General features: G+C 70.2%; 21 protein-coding genes. 14 read left to right on the forward strand and 7 right to left on the reverse strand.

Annotation, left to right across the window (positions count from 1 at the left end):
* The first annotated feature begins 4 nt into the window (after positions 1 to 4).
* From AB0B61_RS25800 to AB0B61_RS25810, 3 genes are read left to right on the forward strand one after another with little or no spacing between them, the layout of a single operon-like run.
* Positions 5 to 1606: a serine/threonine-protein kinase gene (locus AB0B61_RS25800; protein WP_358436505.1), complete on the forward strand. Its 1602-nt coding sequence runs from the start codon at positions 5 to 7 to the stop codon at positions 1604 to 1606.
* Positions 1607 to 1608: 2 nt separating this feature from the next.
* Complete coding sequence (locus tag AB0B61_RS25805) at positions 1609 to 3174, forward strand: serine/threonine-protein kinase (RefSeq protein WP_358436507.1); 1566 nt, start codon at positions 1609 to 1611, stop codon at positions 3172 to 3174.
* A complete protein-coding gene (locus tag AB0B61_RS25810) occupies positions 3171 to 3941 on the forward strand; it encodes a hypothetical protein (RefSeq protein ID WP_358436509.1) in 771 nt (256 codons plus the stop codon). Before AB0B61_RS25805 ends, AB0B61_RS25810 begins: the two co-directional genes overlap by 4 nt.
* Here the strand turns inward: AB0B61_RS25810 and AB0B61_RS25815 are convergent.
* From AB0B61_RS25815 to AB0B61_RS25830, 4 genes are read right to left on the reverse strand one after another with little or no spacing between them, the layout of a single operon-like run.
* Entirely contained in the window at positions 3938 to 5074 is a 1137-nt protein-coding gene (locus AB0B61_RS25815) for an acyl-CoA dehydrogenase family protein (RefSeq protein ID WP_358436511.1), read from the reverse strand. The genes AB0B61_RS25810 and AB0B61_RS25815 overlap by 4 nt on opposite strands.
* A gap of 6 nt (positions 5075 to 5080) precedes the next feature.
* Positions 5081 to 5992, reverse strand: a complete 912-nt coding sequence (locus AB0B61_RS25820; protein ID WP_357642855.1) for a hydroxymethylglutaryl-CoA lyase — start codon at positions 5990 to 5992, stop codon at positions 5081 to 5083.
* Positions 5992 to 7998, reverse strand: coding sequence for a biotin carboxylase N-terminal domain-containing protein (locus AB0B61_RS25825; RefSeq protein WP_358437069.1), 2007 nt, complete (start codon positions 7996 to 7998; stop codon positions 5992 to 5994). The genes AB0B61_RS25820 and AB0B61_RS25825 overlap by 1 nt, the downstream gene beginning before the upstream one ends.
* Before the next feature lie 20 nt (positions 7999 to 8018).
* Positions 8019 to 9587, reverse strand: coding sequence for a carboxyl transferase domain-containing protein (locus tag AB0B61_RS25830; RefSeq protein ID WP_358436514.1), 1569 nt, complete (start codon positions 9585 to 9587; stop codon positions 8019 to 8021).
* 64 nt (positions 9588 to 9651) lie between these two features.
* Between AB0B61_RS25830 and AB0B61_RS25835 the strand changes: the two genes are divergently transcribed.
* The 5 genes from AB0B61_RS25835 (at position 9652) to AB0B61_RS25855 (ending at position 13456) form a co-directional block, all read left to right on the forward strand.
* Positions 9652 to 10236 (forward strand): TetR/AcrR family transcriptional regulator, encoded by a 585-nt coding sequence (locus tag AB0B61_RS25835; RefSeq protein ID WP_358436517.1) that lies wholly within the window; start codon positions 9652 to 9654, stop codon positions 10234 to 10236.
* 201 nt (positions 10237 to 10437) lie between these two features.
* Entirely contained in the window at positions 10438 to 10875 is a 438-nt protein-coding gene (locus tag AB0B61_RS25840) for a PadR family transcriptional regulator (RefSeq protein WP_358436520.1), read from the forward strand.
* A 3-nt stretch (positions 10876 to 10878) separates the two neighbouring features.
* Positions 10879 to 11859, forward strand: coding sequence for an ATP-binding cassette domain-containing protein (locus tag AB0B61_RS25845; RefSeq protein WP_358436522.1), 981 nt, complete (start codon positions 10879 to 10881; stop codon positions 11857 to 11859).
* A 74-nt stretch (positions 11860 to 11933) separates the two neighbouring features.
* Entirely contained in the window at positions 11934 to 12788 is an 855-nt protein-coding gene (locus AB0B61_RS25850) for an ABC transporter permease (RefSeq protein ID WP_358436525.1), read from the forward strand.
* Between the two features lie 176 nt (positions 12789 to 12964).
* Positions 12965 to 13456 carry a hypothetical protein gene (locus AB0B61_RS25855; protein ID WP_358436527.1) on the forward strand — a complete coding sequence of 164 codons (492 nt, stop codon included), beginning with the start codon at positions 12965 to 12967 and terminating at the stop codon, positions 13454 to 13456.
* 63 nt (positions 13457 to 13519) lie between these two features.
* Here the strand turns inward: AB0B61_RS25855 and AB0B61_RS25860 are convergent, their stop codons facing one another.
* Entirely contained in the window at positions 13520 to 14869 is a 1350-nt protein-coding gene (locus AB0B61_RS25860) for a hypothetical protein (RefSeq protein ID WP_358436530.1), read from the reverse strand.
* 198 nt (positions 14870 to 15067) lie between these two features.
* On the opposite strand from AB0B61_RS25860, the gene AB0B61_RS25865 reads away from it, so the two are divergent.
* On the forward strand, positions 15068 to 17287 hold the full coding sequence (locus AB0B61_RS25865) for a thiamine pyrophosphate-dependent enzyme (protein ID WP_358436532.1): 2220 nt from the start codon (positions 15068 to 15070) through the stop codon (positions 17285 to 17287).
* A gap of 1 nt (position 17288) precedes the next feature.
* Here AB0B61_RS25865 and AB0B61_RS25870 read toward each other — a convergent pair whose 3' ends face one another.
* Both AB0B61_RS25870 and AB0B61_RS25875 read right to left on the reverse strand, forming a co-directional pair.
* Positions 17289 to 18950 carry an LLM class flavin-dependent oxidoreductase gene (locus tag AB0B61_RS25870; RefSeq protein ID WP_358436535.1) on the reverse strand — a complete coding sequence of 554 codons (1662 nt, stop codon included), beginning with the start codon at positions 18948 to 18950 and terminating at the stop codon, positions 17289 to 17291.
* Positions 18951 to 18965: 15 nt separating this feature from the next.
* Entirely contained in the window at positions 18966 to 19637 is a 672-nt protein-coding gene (locus tag AB0B61_RS25875) for an MFS transporter (RefSeq protein ID WP_358436538.1), read from the reverse strand.
* A gap of 117 nt (positions 19638 to 19754) precedes the next feature.
* Between AB0B61_RS25875 and AB0B61_RS25880 the strand changes: the two genes are divergently transcribed.
* The 5 genes from AB0B61_RS25880 to AB0B61_RS25900 all read left to right on the forward strand — a co-directional run bounded on the left by AB0B61_RS25880 (position 19755) and on the right by AB0B61_RS25900 (position 26938).
* Positions 19755 to 20444 carry a winged helix-turn-helix domain-containing protein gene (locus AB0B61_RS25880; protein WP_358436541.1) on the forward strand — a complete coding sequence of 230 codons (690 nt, stop codon included), beginning with the start codon at positions 19755 to 19757 and terminating at the stop codon, positions 20442 to 20444.
* 591 nt (positions 20445 to 21035) lie between these two features.
* Positions 21036 to 23375 (forward strand): endonuclease/exonuclease/phosphatase family protein, encoded by a 2340-nt coding sequence (locus tag AB0B61_RS25885; RefSeq protein ID WP_358436544.1) that lies wholly within the window; start codon positions 21036 to 21038, stop codon positions 23373 to 23375.
* Positions 23376 to 23777: 402 nt separating this feature from the next.
* Entirely contained in the window at positions 23778 to 24398 is a 621-nt protein-coding gene (locus AB0B61_RS25890; protein WP_358436547.1) for an RNA polymerase sigma factor, read from the forward strand.
* The gene (locus AB0B61_RS25895; RefSeq protein WP_358436550.1) at positions 24391 to 25248 is read left to right on the forward strand and encodes a CU044_5270 family protein; all 858 of its coding nucleotides are present in this window, start codon (positions 24391 to 24393) and stop codon (positions 25246 to 25248) included. The genes AB0B61_RS25890 and AB0B61_RS25895 overlap by 8 nt, the downstream gene beginning before the upstream one ends.
* Before the next feature lie 106 nt (positions 25249 to 25354).
* Positions 25355 to 26938 (forward strand): heparinase II/III family protein, encoded by a 1584-nt coding sequence (locus tag AB0B61_RS25900; RefSeq protein WP_358436553.1) that lies wholly within the window; start codon positions 25355 to 25357, stop codon positions 26936 to 26938.
* Positions 26939 to 26965: the final 27 nt, after the last annotated feature.

Below are 26965 nucleotides of genomic sequence, written 5' to 3' on the forward strand. Positions count from 1 at the left end.
GGCAATGAACCAACCGCGACTCGTGGGCGGCCGCTACCAGCTGCTCGAACAGCTCGGCCGCGGCGGCATGGGCATCGTCTGGCGCGCGCACGACACCATGATCGGCCGCGAGGTGGCGGTGAAGCAGGTGCTGCTCCCGCCGAACCTCTCCCCCGCCGACCAGGCCGCGCTGCGCGACCGTACGCTGTACGAGGCCCGCGCGGCGGCCGGGATCCGGCACCCGGCGGTGGTCGGCATCCACGACGTGATCGACGACGGCGGCCAGCCGTGGATCGTCATGGAGCTGGTCCGCGGGCGCTCGCTCGACCAGGTCGTCAAGACCGGCGGGCCGATGGGGGCGCCGTGGGCGGCCTCGATCGGGCTGTTCGTGCTGTCGGCGCTGGCCTCGGCGCACACGCGCGGCCTGCTGCACCGCGACGTCAAGCCGGGCAACGTGCTGCTCGCCGATGACGGCCGCATCCTGCTGTCCGACTTCGGCATCGCCGCCCCGACGGGTGCCGCCCCCCAAGCGGGCCGGCCGGGCGGCGGGCCGGTGGGCACGGCGGGGTTCACCGCGCCCGAATGCCTCACCGAGAGCCTCGCGCCGGGGCCGCCGTCCGACCTGTTCTCGCTCGGCGCGACGATCTACACGGCGGTGGAGGGCGTGCCGCCGTTCCAGCGCAACACCGCGATCGCCACGCTCGGCGCGGTGATGACCGAGCCGCCCAGGCCGGCGCAGCGGGCCGGCGCGCTCACCCCGCTCCTGCTCGGCCTGCTGGCCAAGGACCCCGCCCACCGGCCCGACGTACGCACGCTGCGGCGGGGACTGGAGCAGGTGGCGGGCCACGCGGTGCCGACCGTCAGGACGCCCGCGCCCGCGTGGGTGGTCTCGCGCACGGCCGCGTACGGCTCGGCGGCGGCCGTGGTCGTGGCGTTCGTCGTCGCGGTCACGCTCATCCTGACCATGGGGTCGTCCGCCGCGCCGTCGCAGGCCACGCCGTCGGCGGCGGCACGGACCACGAAACCGGCGCCGAGCAAGGCCGCCCCGACGAGCGCGGCGCCCACGGCTTCGGCTTCCGCCAGTCCCTCGCCCGCCGTCACGCTGCCGGCCGGCAAGTTCACCAAGGTCCCCCGGCCCTGCCAGCTGCTCACCAGGGCGCAGGCCACCCAGCTCGTGGGCGCGTTCATCACGTCCTCGACCGACCCGACGTTCAGATGCGCCTGGTCCACCACGGGCCTCCCTCCGGCGGGCAAGGAGCTGAGCGTCTTCCTGACACTCTGGCTCTACGCGCCGCAGGGCGACGGCTACGAGAGCACGCTCGCGCAGGAGCACGTCGCCGGGGCGCGGAAGGAAGCCGAGGACAAGGCGGGCAGAGGCGGCTCGGGCGAGAAGCAGGGCGAGGTCTTCGAGATCCCCGGCGCGGGCGAGGAGGCCATCGCGTACGAGATCTCCCGGGTGAAGTTCAACAACAAGGCGGAGGCCGAGGTACACGTGCTCTTCCGCACCGGCAACATGGTGGGCGAGTTCCGCTTCGTGCACGATGTGGCCAAGGACGCCGCGCTGCGGGACAAGGCCGCGCGGGCGGCCAAGTTCCTGGCCGCGAACCTCGACGCCAAGGCCTCCTGACCATGCGCGTGATCGCCGGACGCTACCAGCTGCTCGCCCCGCTCGGGGCGGGCGGCGCGGGTACGGTGTGGCGGGCGCGTGACGAGCTGCTGCACCGCGAGGTCGCGGTCAAGGAGGTACGGCTGCCGGTCGGCCAGGACCGGCAGCGGGCGCTGATCGACACGCTGCGCGAGGCCAGGGCGGCGGCGGCGCTGAACCACCCGTCGATCATCACCGTGCACGACGTGATCTCCGAGGGCGGCCAGCCCTGGATCATCATGGACCTGCTCGCGGGCGCGTCACTGGGCGATCTGGTCAAGACGCGCGGCCCGCTGCCGCCCGGCCACGTCGCCACGATCGGCCTGCGCGTGCTCGACGCGCTGGAGGCCGCCCACCACCGCGGCATCCTGCACCGGGACGTGAAGCCCGGCAACGTGATGATCACCGATGTCGGCGAGGTCGTGCTGACCGACTTCGGCATCGCCGCGCACACGGGCGACGTCCCCGGCGCGGGTACGGCCGCCGCCGCGGCGCAGGCCGGCGACGTCGCGGGCTCCCCCGGCTACATCGCGCCCGAGCACCTGCGCGGCGAGCCCGCGGGCCCGATGGCCGACCTGTGGTCACTCGGCGCCACCCTGTACCTGGCCGCGGAGGGCCGGGCGCCGTTCGAGCGCGACTCGGCGATGGCGATCGTCGCGGCCGTGCTCACGATGCCGCCGCTGCCGCCCGTCAACGCGGGCCCGCTCGGCGGCCTGCTCCTGGCGATGCTCGACCGCAACCCGGCCGCCCGGCCGCACCCCCGGGCGATCAGGGCGCACCTGGAGTCGTTGGCGGTCCCGCTGCCCGTACGGCCGCGCGAGAGCGCGCCCGCCACGATCCCGGTCCGGGCCCGCCCGCGCCGCCGTACGCCGCTCGTGCTGGGCGGCCTGGTGGCGGGTACGGCCATCGCGATCACCGCGGTCGTCCTCGTCAACAGCTCCGGCGGCTCTCCCACCGTCACGACGTCGGCCACCCCGGTCGCCCAGCCCGCCTCGACCACGGCCCCATCACCGGCCCCATCACCGACGACGGCACCCCCGACCGCACCTGCCAGGGGCGACGGCCAGTTCGGCCAGCCGCCGAAGGCGTGCTCCCTGCTCACCGACGACCAGGCGCAGGACGTCCTGCCCGGCTCCCACTCCAAGCAGTCCGCCCTCTACGACGAGAGCGAATGCTACTGGTCGGTAGGCACGCTCGGGCTCCTCGACCGCACGTCCATCAACCTCAAGGTCAAGTACTCCGACACGGTCAAGGCCGCCGAACACGCCTTCACCCAGACCGTACGGTCCCGCGACACCAAGGCGGGCAGCCAGCAGACGGTGACGATCTCGCGCACCAGGACGGTGCGCGCGGGCGACGAGGCGGCCGCCCAGGACAACGAGGCCGGCATCACCCACACCTCGACGACCACCATATGGATGCGGGTCAGCAATGTGATCATCCAGGTGGAGGCCAGCAGTCCGAAGCGAACGAAGGTGACCCCCCAACTTCGGGACACCGCTCTCAAGACCGCCCGCGCGGTGGCCGACACCCTCCAGAAGGCTCAATGAACCAGCAAAATGACTTCCCGACCGCGGCCGTACCGCGCACCGCTCCCACCCAGCAGTCCCGCCCCGGGCTGCGGGTGACGCCGGCGATCCTGAGCGGGGCGGCGGCCGTGGTCGTGCTCATGCTGTTCACCGTCCTGTTCCTGCTCACCCGGCAGCCCGACAAGACGGCGGCCGTATCCGTACCCGTACCCGTCGAGAGCACGCGGGCGGCCGAGCCTTCGCCCACCGAGCCTTCGCCCAGCGAGCAGACCACCACGAGCGAGCCCGCGCCGACCGGGGCCGCCACGTTCACCAAGGCCGTCGACCCCTGTACGGTCACGGACGAGGACCTGGTCAAGAAGCTGACGTTGTTCCCGGACAAGTCGCAGATCAAGGCCGAGGAGTGCGAGTGGTCGACGCTCGCGCCCGGGTCGGGGATGCCGGGCAACATGCAGTTCCGGCTTCAGGTGTACGTGAAGGTCTTCCCGGGTGACGTGGCGGCGGCGCACGAGCAGTTCGTGGCGCAGCGCCAGGACGCCGTACTTCTGGCCAAGACCTCCGCCCCCGCCGACCCGCCCGTCGGCGACGCCTCCTGGACCACCCTCTACACGCTGCCCGGCGACACGGGCACGGGGCCGACCATCGCGACCGCCGGCGTCCGGGTCAGCAACGCGGTGATCCAGGTGACCTACCAGCGCCGCGTCACCGAGGACCCGGCGGGCAAGCTGGCCAAGGGCGCCCTGGACGCGGCCAGATCGGTCGCAGAGAAGCTCGGCACCTCCAACTAGAGGTCGCCCAGGCCGAGCTGGCGGGCGATCAGCATGCGCTGCACCTCGCTGGTGCCCTCGCCGATCTCCAGGATCTTGGCGTCGCGGTAGAAGCGGCCCACCGGGAACTCGTTCATGAACCCGTAGCCGCCGAAGACCTGCGTCGCCTCGCGGGAGTTGTCCATGGCGGCGTTGGAGGAGACGAGCTTGGCGATCGCCGCCTCCTTCTTGAACGGCACGCCGGCCAGCATCTTCTCGGCCGCGTGGTAGTAGGCCAGGCGGGCGGTGTGGGTGCGGGCCTCCATGTCGGCGATCTTGAACTGGATGGCCTGGTAGTGGCCGATCGGGTGACCGAACGCGCGTCTGTCCCTGACGTAGCGCAGGCATTCGTCCACGCAGCCCTGGGCCAGGCCGACGCCGAGGGCGGCGATGGCGATGCGGCCCTCGTCGAGCGTCTGCAGGAACTGGGCGTAGCCGCGGCCGCGCTCGCCGAGCAGGTTCGCGGCGGGGACGCGGCAGTCGGAGAAGGACAATTCCCTGGTGTCGGAGGCGTTCCAGCCGACCTTGGAGTACTTCTTCGAGACCGTGAAACCGGGCGTCCCGGACGGCACGAGGATGGTGGAGATCTCCCGCTCGCCGGTCAGCGCGGCGACGCCGACCACGCCGGTGAGGTCGGTGCCCGAATTGGTGATGAAGGCCTTGGTACCGTTGATCACCCACTCGGCGCCGTCGAGCGTGGCCGTGGTGCGCATGCCGCCGGGCACATCGGAGCCGCCGCCGGGCTCCGTCAGGCCGAACGCGCCGAGGGTCTCGCCCGCCGCCATCGCCGGGAGCCAGGTCGCCCGCTGCTCGGGCGTACCGAATCGGTAGATCGGCATGGCGCCCAGTGACACCGCGGCCTCCAGCGTGATCGCCACGCTGGAGTCGGCGCGCGCCAGCTCCTCCAGAGCCAGGCAGAGCGCGAAGTAGTCGCCGCCCATGCCGCCGTACTCCTCGGGGAAGGGCAGGCCGAACAGGCCCATGGCGCCCATCCGGCGCACGATGTCGTACGGGAACTCCTCCCGCTCGTAGTAGTCGCCGATCACCGGCGCCACCACGTCGCGGGCGAAGGCCTCGACGGTCTTGCGCAGCTCTTCGTACTCGTCGGTCAGCATGGCGGGTCAGCCTTTCGCGAGGGCCTGGACGACGCGGGACGGACTGGGGCGGCCGAGCCGCTCGGCCAGCCAGGTGCTCGTGGAGACGAGCTTGTCGAGATCGAGGCCGGTGTCGATGCCGAGCCCGTGCAGCATCCACACGAGGTCCTCGGTGGCGAGGTTGCCGGTGGCCGACTCGGCGTAGGGGCAGCCGCCGATGCCGCCGGTCGAGGCGTCGACGACGGTCACGCCCGAGCGGAGCGCGGCCAGCGTGTTGGCCAGGGCCTGGCCGTAGGTGTCGTGGAAGTGCACGGCCAGCCGGTCGGGATCGCGGAACGACTCGATCAGCGCGGTCACGTGGCCCGGGGTGCCGACGCCGATGGTGTCGCCGAGCGACAGTTCGTGGCAGCCCAGGCCGAGCAGCCGCTCACCGACCGCGACGACCTGCGCGATCGGCGTCGGGCCCTCCCACGGGTCGCCGAAGCACATCGAGACGTACGCGCGGACCTTGACGCCGTTGTCGATCGCCCTGGCCACGACCGGCTCGAACATGTCGAACTGGCTCTCCAGGCTCCGGTTCAGGTTCTTGGCGGCGAACGTCTCGGTGGCGCTGGCGAAGACGGCGATCTCCTCGACGTCGTGGGCCAGCGCCCGGTCCAGGCCGCGCGCGTTCGGGACGAGCACCGGGTAGCGCACGCCCGGTCGGCGGTCGAGTCTGGTGAGCAGCTCTTCCGCGTCGGCGAGCTGCGGCACCCAGGTGGGGTGGACGAAGCTGGTGGCCTCGATGACCCGGTGTCCCGCGTCGGCGAGCCGGTCGATGAACTCGGCCTTGACCTCGACCGGGACGATCGCGGACTCGTTCTGCAGGCCGTCGCGCGGGCCCACCTCGTAGACGGTCACCTGGTGCGGAAGGCCCTCCATCGGGTACGGCCTGCGCATCAGGACTCCCCCGCCGAGTCCGGCGACTCCGACGAGACCGCCGTGACGACGGCCAGGACGGCGTCCATGTCGACCGGCTGGCCCGCCTGTACGGGCAGCTCCGTGACCCGTCCGTCGCAGGGGGCGGTGACGGTGTGTTCCATCTTCATGGCCTCCACGATGAGGAGCGGCTGGCCGGCGCTCACCTGGTCGCCCGGCTGGGCCTTGACGACCAGGACGGTGCCGGGCATGGGGCTTCTGACCACGCCGTCGCCCGCGTGCGCGGCGCCGGGGCGGTCGCCGGGGTCGCCGATGCGGTGGCGGGTCAGCGCCCAGGACTGTCCGTCCCTGCCCAGCCAGAGGGTGTCGTCGTGGCGGGCGTGGGTGAAGTGGTGGGTACGGCCGGCCAGGGTGACGGTCAGCTTGGCGCCGTCGACCAAGAGCCTGGCCGGGACGGCCACCTCGGCATCACCTGGGGGCTTTATGCGGATTTCTGCTGATTTTTCGGGCAGGCCGCGTACCTGGATCGTGTGGACGCCGTCCCGTGACTCCAGCCGCCAAGCGGTCCACGCGCGCTCGCCGACCCGCCAGCCGTCCGCGACCTCCCACGGATCCGTGCCCTGAGGCACGGTGTGGAAGGCCAGCGCGGCGGCGGCCAGCACCTCGTCGGGCGGTCCGGCGGCCGGGACCAGCGCGGGCAGGACCCGCTCGACCAACCCGGTGTCGAGCTCGCCCGCCCGCACCTCCGGGTGCGCCGCGAGCGCCCGCAGGAACGGCACGTTCGTGATCACCCCGAGCACGACCGTCTCGGCGAGCGCTTTGTCGAGCCGACGGAAGGCCGCCTCCCGCGTGGGCGCCCACGCGACGACCTTGGCCAGCATCGGGTCGAACTCGCTGCCCACGACACCGCCCTCGACCAGCCCCGAGTCGACCCGGACGCCGCCCTCGGCGAGCCCCGAGCCCACCCGGAAGCCGCCGGGCTCCGCCAGGCGCAGCACCCGGCCGCCCGTGGGCAGGAAGCCGCGCGCCGGGTCCTCGGCGTAGACGCGGGCCTCGACGGCGTGGCCGCTAAGCCGTACCTCGTCCTGGGTGAAGGGCAGCGGCTCACCCGCCGCGACCCGCAGCTGGAGCTCCACCAGGTCGAGGCCCGTGACCAGTTCGGTGACCGGGTGTTCCACCTGGAGGCGGGTGTTCATCTCCATGAAGTGGTACTCGCCGGTCGTCCCGTCGACGATGAACTCGACCGTGCCCGCGCTCACGTAACCCACCGCGCGGGCGGCCTCCACCGCCGCGGCACCCATCCGCTCGCGCATCGCGGCGTCGACGAACGGGGACGGGGCCTCCTCGATGATCTTCTGGTGGCGGCGTTGCAGGCTGCACTCGCGTTCGCCCAGGTGGACGACGTTGCCGTGGGTGTCGGCCAGGACCTGGATCTCGATGTGGCGGGGGTTCTCGACGTAGCGCTCGATCAGCAGGGTCTCGTCGCCGAACGCGGAGCGGGCCGTACGGCGGGCCGACTCCAGCGCGTCGGGCAGCTCGGCGGCCGAACGGACCAGCACCATGCCCTTGCCGCCCCCGCCCGCCGACGGCTTGATCAGGGCGGGGAAGTCCGTCCAGGACAGCAGCGAGTCGCCGGGCTCGGCGCCGCCCGGCACGACCGGGACCCCGGCGGCCGAGACGGTCGCCTTGGCGCGGATCTTGTCCCCCATGGCGTCGATGGCCTCGGGCGGCGGGCCGACGAAGACCAGCCCCGCCTCGGCGCAGCGGCGGGCGAACTCGGCGTTCTCCGCGAGGAACCCGTAACCCGGATGTACGGCCTGCGCCCCGGACGCCTCGGCCGCCGCCACCATCGCCTCCATATCCAGATATTTCGGGATCTGGAGGGCTGTGTCGGCCTCGCGGACATGGCGGGCGTCCGCGTCCGAGGCCGTGTGCACGGCCACCGACGTGATGCCGAGCGCGCGCAGCGTGCGGATGACCCGGACGGCGATCTCGCCCCGGTTGGCGATGAGAACCCGGGTGAACATGGGCAGCGTGGTCAACGTGGTCACATCCGGAAGACGCCGTAGCCGACGGGGTCGAGCGGGGCGTTGGCCGCCGCGGAGAGTGCCAGGCCGAGGACCGTACGGGTGTCGAGCGGGTCGATCACGCCGTCGTCCCACAGCCGGGCCGTGGAGTAGTAGGGATTGCCCTGGTGCTCGTACTGGGCCCTGATGGCCGCCGCGTCGGCGTTGCCGACGGTGGTGAGCACGTTCGCGGCCTGCTCGCCGCCCATGACCGAGATGCGGGCGTTCGGCCACATCCACAGGAACCTGGGAGAGTACGCCCGCCCGGCCATCGCGTAGTTGCCCGCGCCGAAGGACCCGCCGATCACCACGGTGAACTTCGGCACCCTGGCGCAGGAGACCGCGGTGACCATCTTGGCGCCGTGCTTGGCGATGCCGCCCGCCTCGTACGCCTTGCCGACCATGAATCCGCTGATGTTCTGCAGGAACACCAGCGGGATGCGCCTGCGGTCGCACAACTCGATGAAGTGCGCCCCCTTCAGCGCGGACTCGCTGAACAGGATGCCGTTGTTCGCGACGATCCCCACCGGGTGCCCGTGCAGGTGGGCGAAGCCGGTGACCAGCGTCGCGCCGTACTCGGCCTTGAACTCCAGGAACCGCGAGCCGTCGACGAGTCGCGCGATGATCTCCCGCACCTCGTACGGCCGGCGGGTGTCGGCGGGCACGATGCCGTAGAGGTCGCGCGGGTCGTGGCGGGGCTCCTCGGGCTCGACCCGGTCCCAGGGCCGCTCGGCTCTCGGGGCCAGCGTGGAGACGATGTCGCGGACGATGGCCAGCGCGTGCGCGTCGTCGTCGGCCAGGTGGTCGGTGACGCCGCTGACGCGGGCGTGCAGGTCGCCGCCGCCCAGCTCCTCGGCCGTGACCTCCTCGCCGGTGGCCGCCTTCACCAGCGGCGGGCCACCAAGGAAGATGGTGCCCTGGTCGCGCACGATGACGGCCTCGTCGCTCATGGCCGGGACGTACGCGCCGCCCGCCGTACACGATCCCAGCACGGCGGCGATCTGCGGGATGCCGCGCGCGGACATGGTGGCCTGGTTGTAGAAGATGCGGCCGAAGTGCTCCCGGTCGGGGAAGACCTCGTCCTGTTTGGGGAGGAACGCGCCGCCCGAGTCGACCAGGTACACGCACGGCAGGTGGTTGTGCAGCGCCACCTCCTGCGCGCGCAGGTGCTTCTTGACAGTGATCGGGTAGTACGTGCCGCCCTTCACGGTGGCGTCGTTGGCCACGACCACGCACTCACGCCCGGCGATCCGGCCGACGCCGGTGATGATCCCGGCGGCCGGCGCCTGGTCGTCGTAGAGGCCGTTGGCGGCCAGCGGCGACAGCTCCAGGAAGCGGGAGCCGGGGTCGAGCAGGCCGTCGACGCGGTCGCGCGGCAGCAGCTTGCCGCGCTCCACGTGGCGCTGCCGTGACCGCTCGGGACCGCCCGCGGCGGCTGCGGCGAGGCGCTCCAGCAGGTCGGCGGCGAGCCGCTCGTTGAGCTCGGCGTTGTGCTTGAACGCCTCGCTTCCGGGGTCCGCGGCCGAGTTCAGCACCGGCCAGTCGCTCATGTATCCCCCTCCGCTATGAGGCTGATGTTAGTCATCATTAACGTAACCGTCTACCATGTGAGACGTGACGACGACGCGGAGCCGGGGCAGCCGGCGCCTGGAGATCCTCGGCGCGGCCGCGAACCTGTTCGCCGCGCGCGGCTTCCACGGCGTCTCGATCGAGGACATCGGCGGCGCCGTCGGCGTCTCGGGCCCGGCGCTCTATCGCCACTTCAGCGGCAAGGAGGCGCTGCTCGCCGAGATGCTGCTGGGCATCAGCTCGCGGCTGCGCGAATCGGCCGCCGCGGCGGTCACCTCGCCCGGCGGCCCCGAGGAGACGCTCGACGCGCTCCTGAACGTGCAGATCACCTTCGCGCTCGAACAGCCCGCGCTGATCACCGTGCACGACAGGGAGCTGGGCAACGTGCCCGAGCCGGAGCGGCGGCAGATCAGGCGGCTGCAGCGGCTGTACGTGGAGGAATGGGTCACCGTGCTGGCCGAGCTGCACCCGTCGTGCCCGCCCCCGCGCCTGCGGGCCGCCACGCACGCCGTCTTCGGGCTGCTCAACTCCACGCCGCACAGCGCCGGCGAGCTGCCATCGCGCGCCATGCGTCTGCTTCTGCACGCGATGGCCCGGGCCGCCATCACGGCCTCGGTTAACGCTCACTAACAAACTGCCACGACGCCAAATATGGGCCTATTCGCGCCAACTATCTAGATATATCGTCACGCTATCTCGATAGTTGGAGGCGTGATGCGTGATCCACACCTGTGGGAAGGGCCACCCGGAGCCCCACCGCCACCACTCCCCCCGGACCCGCCTGGTCCGCCTGGTGCGCTACCGATGGGCTGGGAGGGCGGCGCTCCGCGCGTGCGGCGGGGAGACGTCAGGGCCGCGCTGCTGAGCCTGCTCGCCGAAGGGCCGAAGAACGGCTACCAGATGATCCAGGACATAGAGGAGCGCAGCCGCGGAGTGTGGCGGCCCAGTCCCGGCTCGGTCTATCCGGCGCTCCAGCAGTTGGAGGACGAGGGCCTGGTCACCGGCGACGACACCGGCGGCTCCCGGCTCTTCAGCCTGACCGAGCAGGGCCGGGAGCGGGCCGTACGGCACCTCGACGGCGAGCCGCCCTGGGACGAGGTGGCGCGCTCCGTACCCGAGGACCGGCACGAGCTGCGGCTGCTGTGGGCGCAGCTCAACGAGGCGTTCAGTCACCTGGCGCGGACGGCCAACGACCAGCAGGTCGCCCGGGCCAAGAAGCTCCTCAGGCAGACGCGCAAGTCCGTTTTCCAGATCCTCGCGGAGGACTGAGCGATGACAGACGCGGCGGTGGCCGTACACGGACTGAAGAAGGACTACGGGAAGATCGAGGCGGTCAAGGGCGTCGACTTCGACGTCGCCCCCGGCGAGGTCTTCGGCTTCCTCGGCCCGAACGGAGCCGGGAAGACCACCACGATCAGCATGCTCTGCACGCTGGTCAACCCGACCGGCGGCAGCGCGACGGTCGCCGGGTACGACGTGGTGCGCCAGCGCGACGAGGTACGCCGGAACATCGGCCTGGTCTTCCAGGACCCGACGCTCGACGGCTACCTGAGCGCCGAGCAGAACCTGCGCTTCCACGCCGAGCTGTACGGCGTGCCGAAGAGCGTCGTCGGCGACCGGATCCGGCAGGTCATGGAGATGGTCGCGCTCTGGGACCGCAAGGACGCCAAGGTCATGACGTTCTCCGGCGGCATGAAGCGGCGGCTGGAGATCGCCCGCGGGCTCCTGCACTCACCCCGGGTGCTGTTCCTGGACGAGCCCACGGTCGGCCTCGACCCGCAGACCCGCTCGGCCATCTGGGGCTACATCAACCAGCTCCGGCGCCTGGAGGACATCACCATCTTCATGACCACCCACTACATGGACGAGGCCGAGTACTGCGACCGGATCGCGATCATCGACCACGGCGAGGTCGTCGTCATCGACTCGCCGGAGGCGCTGAAGGCCAGCGTCGGCAAGGACCGGGTACAGATCCACACCGGCGACGACGCCGCCGCGATCCAGGCGCTGCGCGAGGAGTTCGGCCTGGAGGCGGCCGTGCACGAGGGCGCGGTGACGTTCGCCGTGGCGTCGGGCGAGGAGTTCGTGCCCCGGCTGTTCGCCGAACTGGGCATGCCGATCAGGTCGGTGAGCGTCTCACGGCCCTCACTCGACGACGTGTTCATGAACTACACCGGTTCCACGATCCGCGACGCCGAGGAGGGCGGCGAGTCGGGCGGCCGGACGTGGATGAGAGCGATGGCGAGGCGGTAGTCATGGCCAGGATCAAACGGGGTGGCGCGGATCAATGCGATGGCACGGATGAACGCGATGGCGAGGTGGTAGGGATGGCGACAGAGGCGATCGGCGTCCGAGTGCCGGTGCGAGGCGCCGGGCACGACCTCCGGGCGATCAAGGTGGTGCTGCACCGGGAGCTGCTGCGGTTCGTCAACGACCGCACCCGCATGCTGTCGATGCTGCTGCAGCCGGTGCTGTGGCTGTTCGTGATGGGCACCGGGCTCGGCTCACTGGTGCGCGGCGCCATCCCGGGCATCGACTACCGCACCTTCATGTATCCCGGCATGATCTCGATGACCGTGATCATGACCGGCATGTTCTCGGCCGGGTCCATCGTGTGGGACCGCGAGTTCGGCTTCCTGCGCGAGATGCTCGTCGCCCCGGTCTCGCGCGGGGCGATCGTGGTCGGCAAGTGCCTGGGCGGGGCCGTGGTGGCCACCGGGCAGGGCGTCATCATCCTGGCGATGGCCGGGCTGGTCGGCGTACCGTACTCGCCGTCACTGATCGTGACGATGCTGGCGGAGATGTTCCTCGCGGCGTTCACGATCACGGCGTTCGGGGTGATGCTGGCCGCCCGGATGCGGAACATGCAGACCTTCTTCGGGCTCATGCAGATGGCGATCATGCCGATGCTGTTCCTGTCGGGGGCGATGTTCCCGCTGGCCAACCTGCCGTCGTGGCTGCACCTGCTGACGGTGATCAACCCGATGACGTACGCGGTGGACCCGATGCGGCACGCGGTGTTCGCCCACCTCGACGTGCCCGCGCAGGTGAACGCGGTGCTCAATCCCGGGGTCCGGTGGTTCGACTTCCAGGTGCCGGTGGGGGTGGAGCTGGGGGTCGTGGCGTTGCTGGGGGCGGTTCTGCTGGGGGTGGGGATCGCGCAGTTCAGGCGGGCGGAGTAGGTCGCACAGGTTTTCGCATCTGGCTGCGACGCTCCAGTCACGGAGGGTAACTTCTCCGATGCAAGCGCAATCCCCCCTTCAAAGGAGCGCCAGAGTTGGACTTGCACGCGGCAGTGATTGAGCTCGAGGGCCGGGTCTCCGTACTCGAGAGACGTACAGTTAGCGGTGTGCCTGACATGACGGTCGCCGAACGGTTCAACGCCCACCATGAGCGTGCAGACGCCATGGGCAAGAACATCCTCGACAAGATCGACAAGCGGACCAAAGAGCTCAACCAGAAGATCGACAACCGGGCGAACCAGCTCGACGAGAAGATCTACACGCTCAATAGCGACACATTGGATGGCTTCGACCGGGTCAACCAAGACATCGCAAAGGTCAATCATCGCCTCGATCAGCAGAACACCAGGCTCGACAACCTCGAGTTGTCCATGGCCCGTCGGTTCGAGGCCGTCGACAAGGACATAGCCGAACTCAAGACCGATGTCAGTGAGCTCAAGACCGATGTCAGTGAGCTCAAGACGGGAGTCGGTGAGCTCAAGACCGATGTGGGTGAGCTCAAGACCGATGTGGGTGAGCTCAAGACCGATGTGGGTGAGCTCAAGACCGGGTTCGGTGAGCTCAAGTCGATGCTCATCAGCCTCGGCGCGAAGGCCCCCGAGTCGTAGCACCGACAGTTGAGGCCCGGGGCAACCGCGTCCCCGGGCCTCAACCCTGCCGTTCCGAACCGGTTACCGCTTCACGCGGACATAGTCGCTACGGCTGCTGTCTCCGTAGAAATCGTCGTCCCCGCCGAACACGAACTTCCACGAGCCCGACTTCCACGCCTTGACCCTGACGTACAGCTTGCCGCTGTCGCCGGACCGCGCGGTCTTCACGTACTGCCACTTGTGCGAGCCGACCGGCTTGAAGTACAGCGCGACCTTGCCCGCGTACCCCTCCCAGGATCCGCTGTCGTCGATCTGCAGCACGCCCCTGGCCTTCAGGTACCTGCCGCGCTTGACCGGCTCCGGGTAGGCGTTGAACTTGATCACGCGGCTGGCCGACTTGTCCGCCGTCGGCGGCGGGGTGGGCTCGACGACCTTGACCCAGGCGGCGTCGGAGACCGAGCCCTTGACGCCTCTCGCCCCCGCGAACGCGGCCCGCCACCAGCCCGAGGACTGCGCGGTCGCGATGGCCCAGAAGCGGCCGTCGCGGTTCGTCACGTCGCTGGTGACGTACTCCCAGCGGCGCGAGCCGTCCTGCTTGAAGTAGATCGAGACCCGCCGGCCGGGCAGGGCCTGCCAGCGCTCGACCTGCAGGGAGCCGGTGAAGTTCAGCCGGGCGCCCTTGTCGGCGGGCGCGGGGGCGGCATCGAAACCGACGATCCTGCTGTCGGGATTGTGCCTGATCCGGACGTCGACCCGGTCGCTGTCGCTGACCGATGCCCTGGCTTCCTTGGTCCCGCCGAACTCGGCCCGCCACCAGCCGGTGGCATCGGCGCGAACCGTGGTGCTGAACCAGCCCTCGCGGCCGCTGGTGACCGTGGTGACCCGGCGGTAGGCGTCGGCGCTCCGCTCACGGAAGGTGATCGCCACCACACCGGCGTATCCCTTGCCGTCGGCCAGGAGCCGGCCGGAGACCTTGATCGTGTCGCCGCGGTGCACCTGGCCGGGGCTGGCACCGAAGTCCACGATCTTGGTGACGAGAGCCTTCTGGACGTCGAACGTGCCGCTGACCGACTTGTCGCCGTCACCGTGGGCGATGGCGAGGAAGCTCCACTTGCCGGCGTCCTTCGCCTCGAAGCTCTTCGTGCCGGTCCACTTCGTCCACCCGCCGAACGGCGCCGACTTGAGATCGATGGGCGTGCCGACGCTCAGGCCGGGCGGCTTGAGCTGGAGTTCGGCCTTGCCTGCGTCCTTGGTGGTGAACGTGAACGTCACCGTGACCGGCTTGTCGAAGGCCACAACCGGGGAGCCCGGGCTGAGGTCCACGTTGGAGATGGCGGGGGCCTTGGCCGCGGCCGACGCCGATGGTGCCAGGGCGAGAAGCCCGGCGGCCGTCGCGAGCGCGACGGCGGCGACACGGATGCGTTGTAACATGCGGGTTCCTTTCTGGATCCCCTGGTGCTCAACGCGGCATTGAGGGTGCCACGCTTATCTTTCCCAGTAGACATTCAGGTTGGCCAGAAAGTTGCGAAATCTGACAACTTGTTATAGATCGGAGTCAATCGGACCGGTCCACAACATGTCACTCCCGACGGGCAGACGAACCCGGGATCGGGGCGACATAATCGCCTTGTGGCGCGCGACACTGTTGAGACTCATTTCACCCAAGCCATTGCGACGCTGAAGGAGGGCGCGGCCCGTGATCCCGCCCGGCCCGTCCGCGAGGGCACGTCGCTGACCGGTGAGCAGTGCCGCACCCTCTTCCAGCGCCAGCTCGACAGCCGCCTGCTCGACATCGCGGCCCGCTGGCTGCGCGCGCAGGAGCAGTCCTTCTACACGATCGGCTCGGCCGGGCACGAGGGCAACGCGGCGGTCGCCGCCGCGCTGCGGCCCGGCGATCCCGCCCTGCTGCACTACCGCTCCGGCGCCTTTTACCTGACCAGGTCCGAGCAGGCCGGGCGGCTGCCCGAGCAGGGCATCCGCGACGTGCTCATGGGGCTGGCCGCCGCGGCCGACGAACCGATCGCGGGCGGCCGGCACAAGGTGTTCGGCCATCCCGACCTGGCGATCATCCCGCAGACCTCGACGATCGCCAGCCACCTGCCGCGCGCGGTGGGCGTCGCCTTCGCCATCGAGCGGGGCCGCGCGCTGGGCGTTCACACACCGTGGGCGGACGACGCGATCACCGTGTGCAGCTTCGGCGACGCCTCGGTCAACCACGCCACGGCGCTGACCGGGTTCAACACCGCCGCCTACGCCACGCATCAGGGGCAGGCGCTGCCGATCCTGTTCGTGTGCGAGGACAACGGCATCGGCATCAGCGTCCGCACGCCCAAGGGCTGGGTGGCGGCGAGCGCGCGGCGTCCGGGCATCGAATACTTCGCCGCCGATGGCTGTGACCTGGCCGACGCCTACGACACGGCGGTCCAGGCGGTCCAGCACGTACGCGCCAACCGCTCCCCCGCGTTCCTGCACCTGAGCACGGTCCGACTCATGGGCCACGCCGGGTCCGACGTCGAGTCCGCCTACCGCACCCAGCGGGAGATCCGCGCCGACATGGAGCGCGACCCGCTCCTGGCCACCGCCCAGCTGCTGGTCGAGGCGGGGCTGGTCACGCCCGACGAGCTGCTCATGCAGTACGAGTCGTCACGCGAGCACGTGCTCCGGATCGCCCTGGAGACCACCCGCAGCCCGCGCCTCGGCTCGGCCAAGGAGATCATGGAGCCGCTCGCGCCCCGCCGGCCCGAGATGATCGCCAGGATCAGCCCGGTGGCGGCCGAGGCGTCGGTCAGAGAACGCGCCTTCGCCGGCTCCCTGCCCGAGGCCGAGAAGCCGCTGACGCTCTCCCAGGCCATCAACCGCACGCTGACCGACGCGCTCGCCGTCTACCCGGAGATGATGGTCTTCGGCGAGGACGTCGCCAAGAAGGGCGGCGTCTATGGCGTCACCCGGGGGCTGCAGAAGCGCTTCGGCGGCGGGCGGGTGTTCGACACGCACCTCGACGAGCAGTCCATCCTGGGGCTCGCGCTCGGGTCGGGGGTGTCGAAGCTGCTGCCCGTGCCGGAGATCCAGTATCTGGCGTACCTGCACAACGCGCTCGACCAGCTCAGGGGCGAGGCGTCGACGCTGTCGTTCTTCTCGCAGGGCGCCTATCTCAATCCGCTGGTGGTGCGGGTGGCGAGCTACGCCTACCAGAAGGGGTTCGGCGGCCACTTCCACAACGACAACGCGGTCGGGGCCCTGCGCGACATCCCCGGCCTGGTCATCGCCTCGCCGTCGCGGCCCGACGACGCGGCGGCGATGCTGCGCACCTGTCTGGCGGCGGCCCGCACGGAGGGTTCCGTGTGCGTCTACCTGGAGCCGATCGCGCTGTATCACACGCGTGACCTGTTCGAGGAGGGTGACGCGGGCTGGCTGGCGCCCTACGCGCCGCCGTCGCGCTGGCCGGAGACGCACGTCCCGATCGGGCGGGCGCGGTCCTATGGCGACGGCCGCGACCTCACGATCGTCACCTTCGGCAACGGGCTGCGGATGAGCCTGCGCGCCGCCGTACGCCTCACGCAGGAGGGCTACGGCTGCCGGGTGCTGGACCTGCGCTGGCTGGCGCCACTACCGGTGGAGGACCTGGTACGGGCGGCGGAGCTGACGGGCAAGGTGCTGATCGCCGACGAGACCCGCCACACGGGCGGGGTGTCGGAGGGGATCGTGGCCGAGCTGATGGACGCGGGCTTCTCCGGGCAGGTGGGGCGGGTGACGTCGGCGGACAGCTTCATCCCGCTGGGCGAGGCGGCCTCTCACGTGCTGATGTCCGAGGAGGAGATCGAGCAGGCGGCACGGAAGTTGCTTGGGTGACTTAGTACGGCGAAGCGCCGCCGAACATCTCTCCCACCCGGGAGGCCAGGGTCACGTCGCCCGTTATCTGGAGGCGGCCCGACATCAGCAGGGCGGCCGGGTTCGCCGTGCCCGCGACGATGCGGAGCAGGTCCGCGGCCGGGAGGGTGAGCGTGATGGACGGGGCGCGGGCCGGGCCGGGGAAGGCGCGGGCCCGGCGGCCTCGGATGGCGATGGTCCAGGTGGCGCTGGGTTGGAGACGGAATTCGAGGGCGCCCTGGAAGCCGAAGGCCCTGTCCGGCCTGAAGGATCGGGCCATGAGATTGAAGAGGAGCCGCTGGCGGCCGGGACTCAGCCGCCGAGTCAGGTCCTCGTCGGAGCGACCCGCGACGAAGCGGGACAGAAGGTGCTGGCCCGTGAGGCGGGCTCGCTTGCGGGCCGCGGCGAGGACGTCCGCCGGGGTGGGCGGCGGGCGGTGGGTGACGCGGGACAGTTCGGCGTCCTCGTCGATCACGTACGGCTGGGAGAGCGTCCTGGCCGGCGAACGCCTGGACAAGGCGGCTTCGATGGCCGGAGCGAGCCGGGCGGACTTGGCGCGCTCGCGCTCTTCGCGGCCTTCGGTGAATGCGGGCAGAACCTTTTTCCCGAACAATTCAAGGCTTTCGCAAATGTGCTCATGGCGATTGGGACCGGCCTGGAGTACGAAGATCATTTGATCCACGCCCGCCGCCTCGTAGCGGCTAATGAGGTCGATGAGTTGCGGCGGACTGCCCAATGCGCCCGCGAGCGGATCCCTCCCCTGCGCCCCCACCTTTGGCTGCTCTTTCGTGAAATTTCCCCAAATGCTGCTGTGGCCGGGAGTGTGTTTCGACGGCCCGTAATAATGCGCCAGAGCGTAGGCGAAGAACGCCGCCCCCTGGGCGCCCCGGTGCCGGGCCTCGGCGGGATCCTCGTGGCACATCATCGGCAGCACGACCGCCAGGCTGGCGTTGACCGCGAACCCCGCCGGCACGCACTCCGCCGACTCCAGCAGCCGGTAGTAGTCCCGCGACCACTTCTCCGCCTCCTCCGGATGCACGAACGCGAACGACAGCGCCCCGATCCCGTTCCGCGCCGCCAGCTGGATCGTCTCGCGCCGCGAGCAGGCCACCCACAGGGGCGGGTGCGGCTTCTGCACGGTCTTCGGGATCACGTTGCGTGGCGGCATCCGCAGGTACGGCGAGTGCCACCCGGCGAACGGCTCCTCGACGAACATCCGGGTGATCGCGTCCAGCGAATCCTGCCACATGGCCCGCTTCCGCTCCCGGTCCACGCCGAACCCACCCAGCTCGGCCGCCGAACTGGCCTCCCCGGTGCCGAAATCGACCCGGCCACCCGAGACCAGGTCGAGCGTGGCGACGCGTTCGGCGACCCTGGCGGGGTGGTTGACCGGCGGCGGCACCTGCACGATGCCGTGGCCGAGCCGGATGTTCCTGGTGCGCTGGGAGGCGGCGGCGAGGAACACCTCCGGGGCGGACGAGTGTGAGTACTCCTCCAGGTAGTGGTGCTCGACCTCCCAGACGTAGTCGAACCCGACCCGGTCGGCGATCTCGACCTGCTCCAGAGCGTCGGCGTACAGGCGCTGCTCACTGTCCGGCTCCCAGGGGCGGGGCAGCTGATGCTCGTAGAAGATTCCGAACCGCACCTCAAGCCTCCGGTCTCAGAGACGATGCTTCCCACCATACGGCGGCGACATCGCCGAGTCCCGGGTCAGATCTCGCGGCGCAGTGGGCTGAGCCAGATCGGTATCCAGCCAACGCCATGATCGACGCGCCTGCCCACATCGCCGTCCCCGTACCCCAGACCTCACCGAGCAGGCCCGCCAGCAGGCCGCCGACACGTAGGTGAGCGCGTCGAGCAGGATCGCCACCGGCGCGCCCGCGAGGGTCACCAGCACCCCGGAAGTGCTCCTACCACCCACATCCATCGCCGCGTTCGTACCCACGAGCACCGAGTTGGCGGCAGTGAGCCGGTCACGGCCCACCAGGTGCGGCACCGTGCTCTGGGCGGCCACGTCGAAGAAGAGCGTGCCGACTCCCGTCGCGATGGCGACGCCGTACAACTGGGTCATCGTGAGCGCGCCCAGCCACCACGCGACCGGCACCGACATCAGGAGCGCACCCCGAACGAGGTCCGTCGCGATCATCACCGGGCGGCGCCTGACCCGGTCCACCCATGCCCCGGCGGGCAGGCCCAGCACGAGCACGGTGATCGTGGCGAGTCCGCTGAGCAGTCCCACTTCGCCCGGCCCCGCGCCGAGAGCGGTCACCGCGAGCAGCGGCATCGCCACATAGCCGACCTGGGTGCCGAACTGGCTGACCGCCGACGCCACGAAAAGGTTTCTGAAGGAGGGATCACGCAGGAGCGGTGTCTCGGCAACAGCTGTTATGCCACCTAGATGATGGGATAGGGGATCTGATCGCTATTGATTAAGCAGAGGCTGAATCGAATGGGGCTTGAACTGACATTCACCGCGCAGGATGCGGCCCATGTCCGTTTCGCCGTTTCTCCTCTGTGGGAGGTCGTCGCCAGCGTGGCCGAGGAGATCCGCGGCTACTGGGACGCGGCCATCGCGCCTTACTGGCCCCGGATCAGCGCTCTACTCGAAGGCGACGTGCTCTATCGCGCCAGGTCACTGGCCGAGGGTGGGCTGCGGCACATGCTCAGCGACCTCGACACGGCCGTGACGTGGGAGGGAGAGACCCTGCGCCTGCCGAAGACGGCCTGCGAGGGGGTGCGTCCGCTGGGCGGGCTGGGGCTGTTGCTCGTGCCGTCGGTGTTCACCTGGCCGCGGGTCTTCTCCATCACGACCCCGCCTTGGCAGCCCACGATCCGCTACCCGCCGCGGGGCGTCGCGACGCTCTGGGAGCACCGCGAGAGCGACCCGCCACAGGCGCTGGCCGCCGTGCTCGGCCGGACCCGCGCCCGACTGCTGGCCGAACTCGACCAGCCCGCCTCGACCAGGGAACTGGCCGCCCGCCTCGATCTGTCAGAGCCGGGCGCGAACCAGCACCTCACCGCGCTCCGCAAGGCCAGGCTGGCCAGCGCGCACCGTACCGGGAGATATGTGCTCTATGCCCGTACGGCCGTCGCTGAGGCACTGCTGTCCGGAGAACGGCAGGATGGGAGCTTGCCCTGAGCGGGCGTGAAAGCGATCGGGCGGATCGGGGATAAGAGATATCCGCTGATCGCGCATTTGATCCACGTCCGTCGCCTCGCAGCGGGCAATGAGGTCGGCAGACTACCAAACGCGCCCGCGAGCGGATTCCTCCCCTGCACCCCCACCTTTGGCTGCTCTTTCGTGAAATTCCCCCCAATGCTGCCGTGGCCGGAGCGTGCTTCGATAGTCCGCCGCCGACGCCACGGCCAAAGGCGTCAGGTGGCCGTTGAGCTGCTCCGACTGAGCAAACCGCCACGACCTCCACCTTTCCGCAAAGGTCTCTGATCGAAATATCGCCGAATGTAGAAAACTAGATAGAGGACAGTCAATTGATCCACCGCCGCCTGGACTTCAGCCATCCACGACATGCATATTTACCCGATGTGCGCCTTCTAGTGGAATCGTTGGAGCTCAGAGCGGCGGACCGCTATGGATATATCAACAGCAGTGCAGGAAAATAAAGTCAGGCATACCAAAGCCGCCGCCAAACGGTATCGCTGGAGCGGCTCCGATCGTCATGGAGCATCGCGAAGGCAAGAGCGGGGTGAGGCGTTCCCCGACTCGCCAGAGATGCTCGCGGCCCGCACCGCCCGCCTCATCCAGCGCAACGGGGTCCTGGTCGAGGCAGCGATGGAGGCCACCCGGGGCGAGAGCCTGGACCGGACCAGGATGTACGAACGCATCCTCGGGGTGGCCAAAGAGCTGCAGGCCTGGAGCTGCGTGCCCAAGACCGACGACCAGGGACGGATCCTGCGGCACGACGGGCAGATCTGGCACGAGGGAGACGGCGACGACGCCATCGACTGGGTCTCCAACGAGGGCGTGCGCATCTGCGTCATCCTCAAGCATCTGGCGAAGCTGACGCTCGACGACGCTCATCTGGCGCTCCTGGCCGAGATGGGGCCGGAGGCCGGGCTCCAGGACAGGACCGCCGTGCGGACGGCCGTCACCGGTACAGTCTCGCCTCCCGCCCCTTCGGTCGACGGGCTACCCGTCGAATCAGCCGTACGGACCGACGTCGGCCTGGCCGCCAGCCCGGGCGCGTTCGGCGGGTCCAGGCATGTGGTCTTCCTTCACGGCCGTGCCCAGCAGGGACATGACCCGGAGCAACTACGCCGGTACTGGACCGCCGGGTTGAACGGCGGGCTCACCCGAGCGGGACTGGCCACGATCGCACCGGCCGACGTCTGGTTCCCCTTCTACGCGCAGCAGCTCGTCCAGGCCATGCGAACACGGGGAGAAGCCCTCCCCCGCTCACCGCGGGAGATGGTCGACGATCCGGTCGATGCGGCCGCGCCGGGATCCGGCGCCACGCGTCAGCTGTACGAGCAGATGATCATTGAGGCGGCGGACCTGGCAGGTATGCCCGCCGAACGGCTGGTCCGGAGGGAAGGGCTGGGCGATGCCGTACACCAGGGGTTGAGCTGGCTGGCCAACACCACCAACCTGGATCGGCTGCTCATAGCTGCGACCTTCGCGGATGTGGCCGCCTACCTCGACGACCAGCGGATCCGGGAGTCGGTGCTGGACTGCGTGCTCCAGACGATGCCGCAGACCGGCCAGTTGGTGCTGCTCAGCCACAGCCTGGGCACGGTGGTCGCCGTGGACCTGCTCACCCGGCTCGACCCGAGGGTCGAGGTCGAACTACTCCTCACCGCTGGCAGCCCGCTCGGTATGGACAGCGTCTACCAGCGCCTGCTCACCGGCGGGGCCCAGCGCCCCCGTCGCCAACCCCCCAAGCCGGGCCCACGACATCGAGGAGTATCTCGCTCACCCCGAGGTCACCCGTGTGATCGGGACTCCGCTCACGTCACCGGCCCCGATCATCATGCGTTCGATGAATGGAGGGACGAAGTCATGGCCACACTCAAGGTCGCGACGGTCAACGGCGAGTGGATGAACGACTGGTTCACCCTTGACGCGCAGTCGGCGGCGTTCAAGCCGACATTCTCCCGCGATGGCGAGCAGGGAGTCACCGCGGAGGCCGCCGGCCGCTTGGGCAGGCTGATCTCCGACATCGACGCGGACATCGTCGCGCTGGTGGAGGCGCCGAGCCGAGCAGCGGAACTCGCGCTGTTCATCGACGATTATCTGACTGTTGACGGAAGCGCCACATACGACTTCGTGCTGGGCGATTCCGGTGGAAGTCAGAAGCTGGCCCTGTTGTTCAAACCCGATCGTGCCGCGGTCACTCTCACTCCTTCGACGGACGCGGCGCCGTTCATCGAGCCGTGGCTGGCCGACGTCGACGGCGACGCGGTGCTCGACGAGTACGCGTTCACCAGGAACCCGCTGTGCTGCACCGCCGATGTCTCCGGTACCCGGTTGGAGGTGGTGGTCGCGCATCTGAAGTCGAACTTCATCAACCAGGGCCGTGCGTTGTGGCAGGACCCTGCCCGACGCCCGGATTTCATCCGCGCCTCGTTGCGGAACCGGCGGCGGATCGCCACTGAGGCGATGCGGATCCGCGGAGCCATGGAGCGGCGTTTGGACGCCGATCCGGCCTCGGCGTTCATCGTGCTCGGAGACCTGAACGACGGCCCCGGCCAGGACTACTTCGAGGAGTTGTACCTCGCGCACAACGTCACCGACATCCTCGTCGGCTCGCCGTATCGGCCCGAGCGACTGTTCGGCCATGCCCAGGCCGATGTGGCTGAGGGCAAGCGCTACAGCGCCGTGTTCGACGATTTCGTTACCAACGAGCCGCACCGGCACATGCTGCTGGACCACATCCTCCTCTCACCCGCCCTGACGAACGGCGGGGCAGGCGGGGCATCGCTGACCAAGGTGCCAGGATCCGGTCGCATCGAACATGACGCCTGGGGCGCCCAGATCTCCGGCGACGGATCCGCACGGGACCACCGCGCGACCGATCACCGCCCGGCCAGCGTCACCCTCACTCATCCCTGAGACGCTCTTCAACAGGTCATTGGGTCATGTGGCGACGGTGAGCGCGCCGTCCGCGTGTCCATGTTCATGTTCACGAAGGGCCAGGGCACGCGGATGAACGCCTGCCTGGAGGGGGCACGGGTCTCGTTCCTGGTGGTGCAGGGCGTACGGGCGGCTGGGCGTGTAGCGGGCCAGATGCCACCACGCCATATCACGCCGTCATGGGGACCGCCTTCGCCGCGGCACTGGTCGCCGGGGATGGGAGGGCGGAGGCGCGGGTCGTACGGAAGGAACTCGTCCGGGCAGGATGGGTATCTGCCCTGAGCGGGCGTGAAAGCGATCGGGCGGATCGGGGGATAAGAGATATCCGCTGATCGTTCGAAGGGTGGCACATGACGGGGCAAGCATCGTGAAGGGGCGGCCGTGGTGACGGCACTGTCCTGGATCTCCGGCCACGCCGCCCGGGGCTCGGTCGACCGGAGTGAGGTCGTGCAGGGGTCGCTCGTCGACGCCGAGGTGTTCGGGGCGGTGTTCGACGCCTGTTTCAGCGACATCCACGGCTATGTCGCCCAGCGCCTCGGCGCGGACCACGCCGAGGACGTCGTCTCCGACACCTTCCTCATCGCGTTCAGGAAGCGCGCGCAGTACGATCCGGCGCGCGCGACCGTGCGGGCCTGGCTGTTCGGCATCGCGACGAAGCTCATCGGCAAGCATCGCCGTCTGGAGGCGCGGACGCTGCGCGCACTGGGACGGTACGGCCCCGACCGCGACGCGCCGGGACACGAGGACCGGGTGACCGCGCGGGTCAGCGCCCAGAGCCTGCAACCGAGCCTGGCCTCCGCCTTGGCGGCGCTGGATCAGCGCGATCGCGACGTCATCCTGCTCGTCGCGCTGGCCGGGCTGAGCCATGAGGAGATCGCCACGGCGCTCGGCATCCCGTACGGCACGGTCGGCTCCCGGCTGAGCCGGGCCAGGAAGAAGCTGCGCGGCTCCCTGGGCGACACCAATCCGATGCTCGTCCCCGAGGAGGCCGACCATGGATGAGCTGTCGTCGATCCGCGAACTGTACGGCGAGCCGCCGACCGACCCGGCGCTCAAGGCGCGGGTCCGCGAGCGGCTGGCCGCCGAGCGCTCCTCGCGTACGTCGTGGCTTCCCTGGAGGGGGGTCGTGGGCGGCCTCGCCGCGGCGGCGGTCGCCGTGGCGGCCGTGGTGGCGCTCGCTTCGCCCCGTACGCCCGACTCGACGGTCTCCGGGCGGTCGATCCTGCTGGCCGCGGCGACCACGGCGGCGTCGGGTCCAGCCGGCAAGGGGACGTACTGGCACATCGAGAAGCTCCACAACGGCACGAAGGTCACCGACCTCTGGGCGACCTCCGACGGGAAGGCGTGGACGGGCGAGCGGGTGACGGGCCGGCCCGCGAAGGTCGTCGCGGTCTCGGGCCGGGCGCCGTTCAGCATGGCGGGCAAGGATCTGACGGTCGAGCAGATCCAGCGGCTGCCGTCCGACCCGGCCGCGCTGAAGGCGTGGGTGATCGGGATGCTGCCCGCCGGGTCCGGCGACGATGTCCTGGCGGACGCGCTCAGCGGGCTGCTGTGGAGCAAGCCGTCGCCGCCTGCCGTCCGGGCGGCGGCCTACCGGCTGCTCGGTGACCTGCCGAACGTCCGGTATCTGGGGCGGAAGACGGATCAGCGGGGGCGTACCGGTGACGCGTTCACCTTCGCCCTTGGCGGCGATCGGCCGGTCCAGCGGACGCTGATCATCGATGTGACCAGTTCGCAGGTGCTGGCCAGCTCCAACACCACGGGGGCGAGCGGCCCGCAGACGTCCGAGGTGGTCCTGGGCGCCGGTTGGACCGACAAGGGTCCGGAGGACTCCGCAAGCACCCGTCCATAACCCCATAAGTCGGGGCCCGTCCGTGCCCTGACCTCACTACCGCGCGGATCCCCTGCCCGGCTCGGCCGCGCGTGGGTTTCGCGTGCCCGAAATCAGGAGTCACCACGTGTTCTGGCGTGCCCGTACGACGCCCGGCCGGGCCATCTGCCTGGCCCACCAGTTCCCCAACATCAAGGTGCCGGAGGTGATGGCCGGGCGGGTGACCTTCGTCGGCCTGCCCCCGGTGGACCTCGGCCAGGACGTCGACTGGCGGCTGAACCCGCACGGCAACCGCTCCTGGGCGCTGAACCTGCACACCCTGCGCTGGATGGGCCGCCTGGTCGCCGAGTACGAGCGTTCTGGCGAGCGGGCCTACCTCGACCGGGCCGAGGCCCTGGCCGGCGACTGGATCCACAAGAACCCGCGCGACCATGCCGACATCAGCCCCTGGGCCTGGGCCGAGCACGCCGTCGCGCTGCGCGCCCCCGTGCTGGTGTGCCTCAGCGCCCACGTCGACAGCCGCCCCCTGCTGGACAGCCTCGCCGAGCACGGCGAGATCCTGTCCGACCCGGCGCTCTACCGGCAGGGCCACAACCACGGCCTGGACCAGGACATCGCGCTGCTGGTGGTGGGCTGCCGACTGGGCAGGAACGGGTGGCGTGACCTGGCCATCCGCCGGATGCTCGCCTCGGCCGACCTCGCCATCGACGAGCAGGGCGTCCTGCACGAACAGGCGCCGAGGTACGGGCTGTACGTGCACCGGCGGCTCGGGGTGGCCTTACGGGCGATCGAGGAGAGCGGGGCCGGGGTTCCGAACCGGCTGGCGGCGCGCCGGACCGCCCTCGAAGCGTACGTGGCCCATGCCACGCAGCCCGACGGCTTCCTGGCGGCCCTCGGGGACAGCCCGGCGGACACGCGGGCGGCCGGGTTCGCGCACGACGGGGCGACGGTGCGCATCTTCGACGGCGGGTACGTCTTCGGCCGGACCGCGTGGGACGACCCGGACTCGGCGTTCTACTCGATCAGGTTCGGGCCGGGGCGGCGGCTGCACGGGCACGAGGACCATCTGGGCGTCACCTATCACGCGCAGGGTCGCCCGGTGCTGGTCGAGGCCGGTTTCCACTCCTACGAGAAGACGGACTACGTGGAGTGGACCAAGTCACCCGAGGCGCACAACGTGCCCTCCGTGGTGGGCGCGGGCTTCCGAGCGGGTACGGCCACGCGCCTGGAGGCGTCGGACATCGGGCCGTCGCGGCAGTCGTACCGGCTCAGCGACCGGGCGTATGGCGTGCGCCGTACCCGCGAGGTCCTGGTCAGCCATGGAGCGGACCTGATGGCCGTACTGGACTCGGTGCCGGAGAGGCACGCGGTGCGCGACCTGTGGCACTTCGACCCGTCGCTGCGGCTGGTCGAGCAGCGCGACGGCGTCGTGGTGCTGGGTGACGATGCCCGCCGCGTGACGCTCCTGCAGCTCACGGCCGACGGCAGGCCGGTGGGCGGGCAGACGGTACGGCCGGGCACGGTCTCACCGGGGTACCTCCGGACGGCGGAGACCGTGACAGTGTCGTCCCCGGAGGCTTCCCGGCTGCTCACCGTGATCGTGCCGGGCAGCGAGGACCCGGCGGTCTCGGCGGCGGGCGACCTGATCACGGTGCGTACGCCCGGCGGCCCGGTCACGTTCGGCGGGTCGACGCTGTGCCCGCTGCGCTGATCAGGCGATCGCTTGCCGCTTGTCGAT

Source organism: Nonomuraea sp. NPDC049158 (genome assembly GCF_040648335.1).
Lineage (GTDB): Bacteria > Actinomycetota > Actinomycetes > Streptosporangiales > Streptosporangiaceae > Nonomuraea.

Excerpts from the sequence above, each read along its gene's own strand:
- AB0B61_RS25810 (WP_358436509.1), top strand. The coding sequence starts at position 3,171 with ATGAACCAGCAAAATGACTTCCCGACCGCGGCCGTACCGCGCACCGCT.
- AB0B61_RS25830 (WP_358436514.1), bottom strand. The coding sequence starts at position 9,587 with ATGAGCGACTGGCCGGTGCTGAACTCGGCCGCGGACCCCGGAAGCGAG.
- AB0B61_RS25820 (WP_357642855.1), bottom strand. The coding sequence starts at position 5,992 with ATGCGCAGGCCGTACCCGATGGAGGGCCTTCCGCACCAGGTGACCGTC.
- AB0B61_RS25850 (WP_358436525.1), top strand. The coding sequence starts at position 11,934 with ATGGCGACAGAGGCGATCGGCGTCCGAGTGCCGGTGCGAGGCGCCGGG.
- AB0B61_RS25805 (WP_358436507.1), top strand. The coding sequence starts at position 1,609 with ATGCGCGTGATCGCCGGACGCTACCAGCTGCTCGCCCCGCTCGGGGCG.
- AB0B61_RS25855 (WP_358436527.1), top strand. The coding sequence starts at position 12,965 with ATGACGGTCGCCGAACGGTTCAACGCCCACCATGAGCGTGCAGACGCC.
- AB0B61_RS25895 (WP_358436550.1), top strand. The coding sequence starts at position 24,391 with ATGGATGAGCTGTCGTCGATCCGCGAACTGTACGGCGAGCCGCCGACC.
- AB0B61_RS25860 (WP_358436530.1), bottom strand. The coding sequence starts at position 14,869 with ATGTTACAACGCATCCGTGTCGCCGCCGTCGCGCTCGCGACGGCCGCC.
- AB0B61_RS25800 (WP_358436505.1), top strand. The coding sequence starts at position 5 with ATGAACCAACCGCGACTCGTGGGCGGCCGCTACCAGCTGCTCGAACAG.
- AB0B61_RS25825 (WP_358437069.1), bottom strand. The coding sequence starts at position 7,998 with ATGTTCACCCGGGTTCTCATCGCCAACCGGGGCGAGATCGCCGTCCGG.
- AB0B61_RS25880 (WP_358436541.1), top strand. The coding sequence starts at position 19,755 with ATGGGGCTTGAACTGACATTCACCGCGCAGGATGCGGCCCATGTCCGT.
- AB0B61_RS25885 (WP_358436544.1), top strand. The coding sequence starts at position 21,036 with ATGCTCGCGGCCCGCACCGCCCGCCTCATCCAGCGCAACGGGGTCCTG.
- AB0B61_RS25815 (WP_358436511.1), bottom strand. The coding sequence starts at position 5,074 with ATGCTGACCGACGAGTACGAAGAGCTGCGCAAGACCGTCGAGGCCTTC.
- AB0B61_RS25845 (WP_358436522.1), top strand. The coding sequence starts at position 10,879 with ATGACAGACGCGGCGGTGGCCGTACACGGACTGAAGAAGGACTACGGG.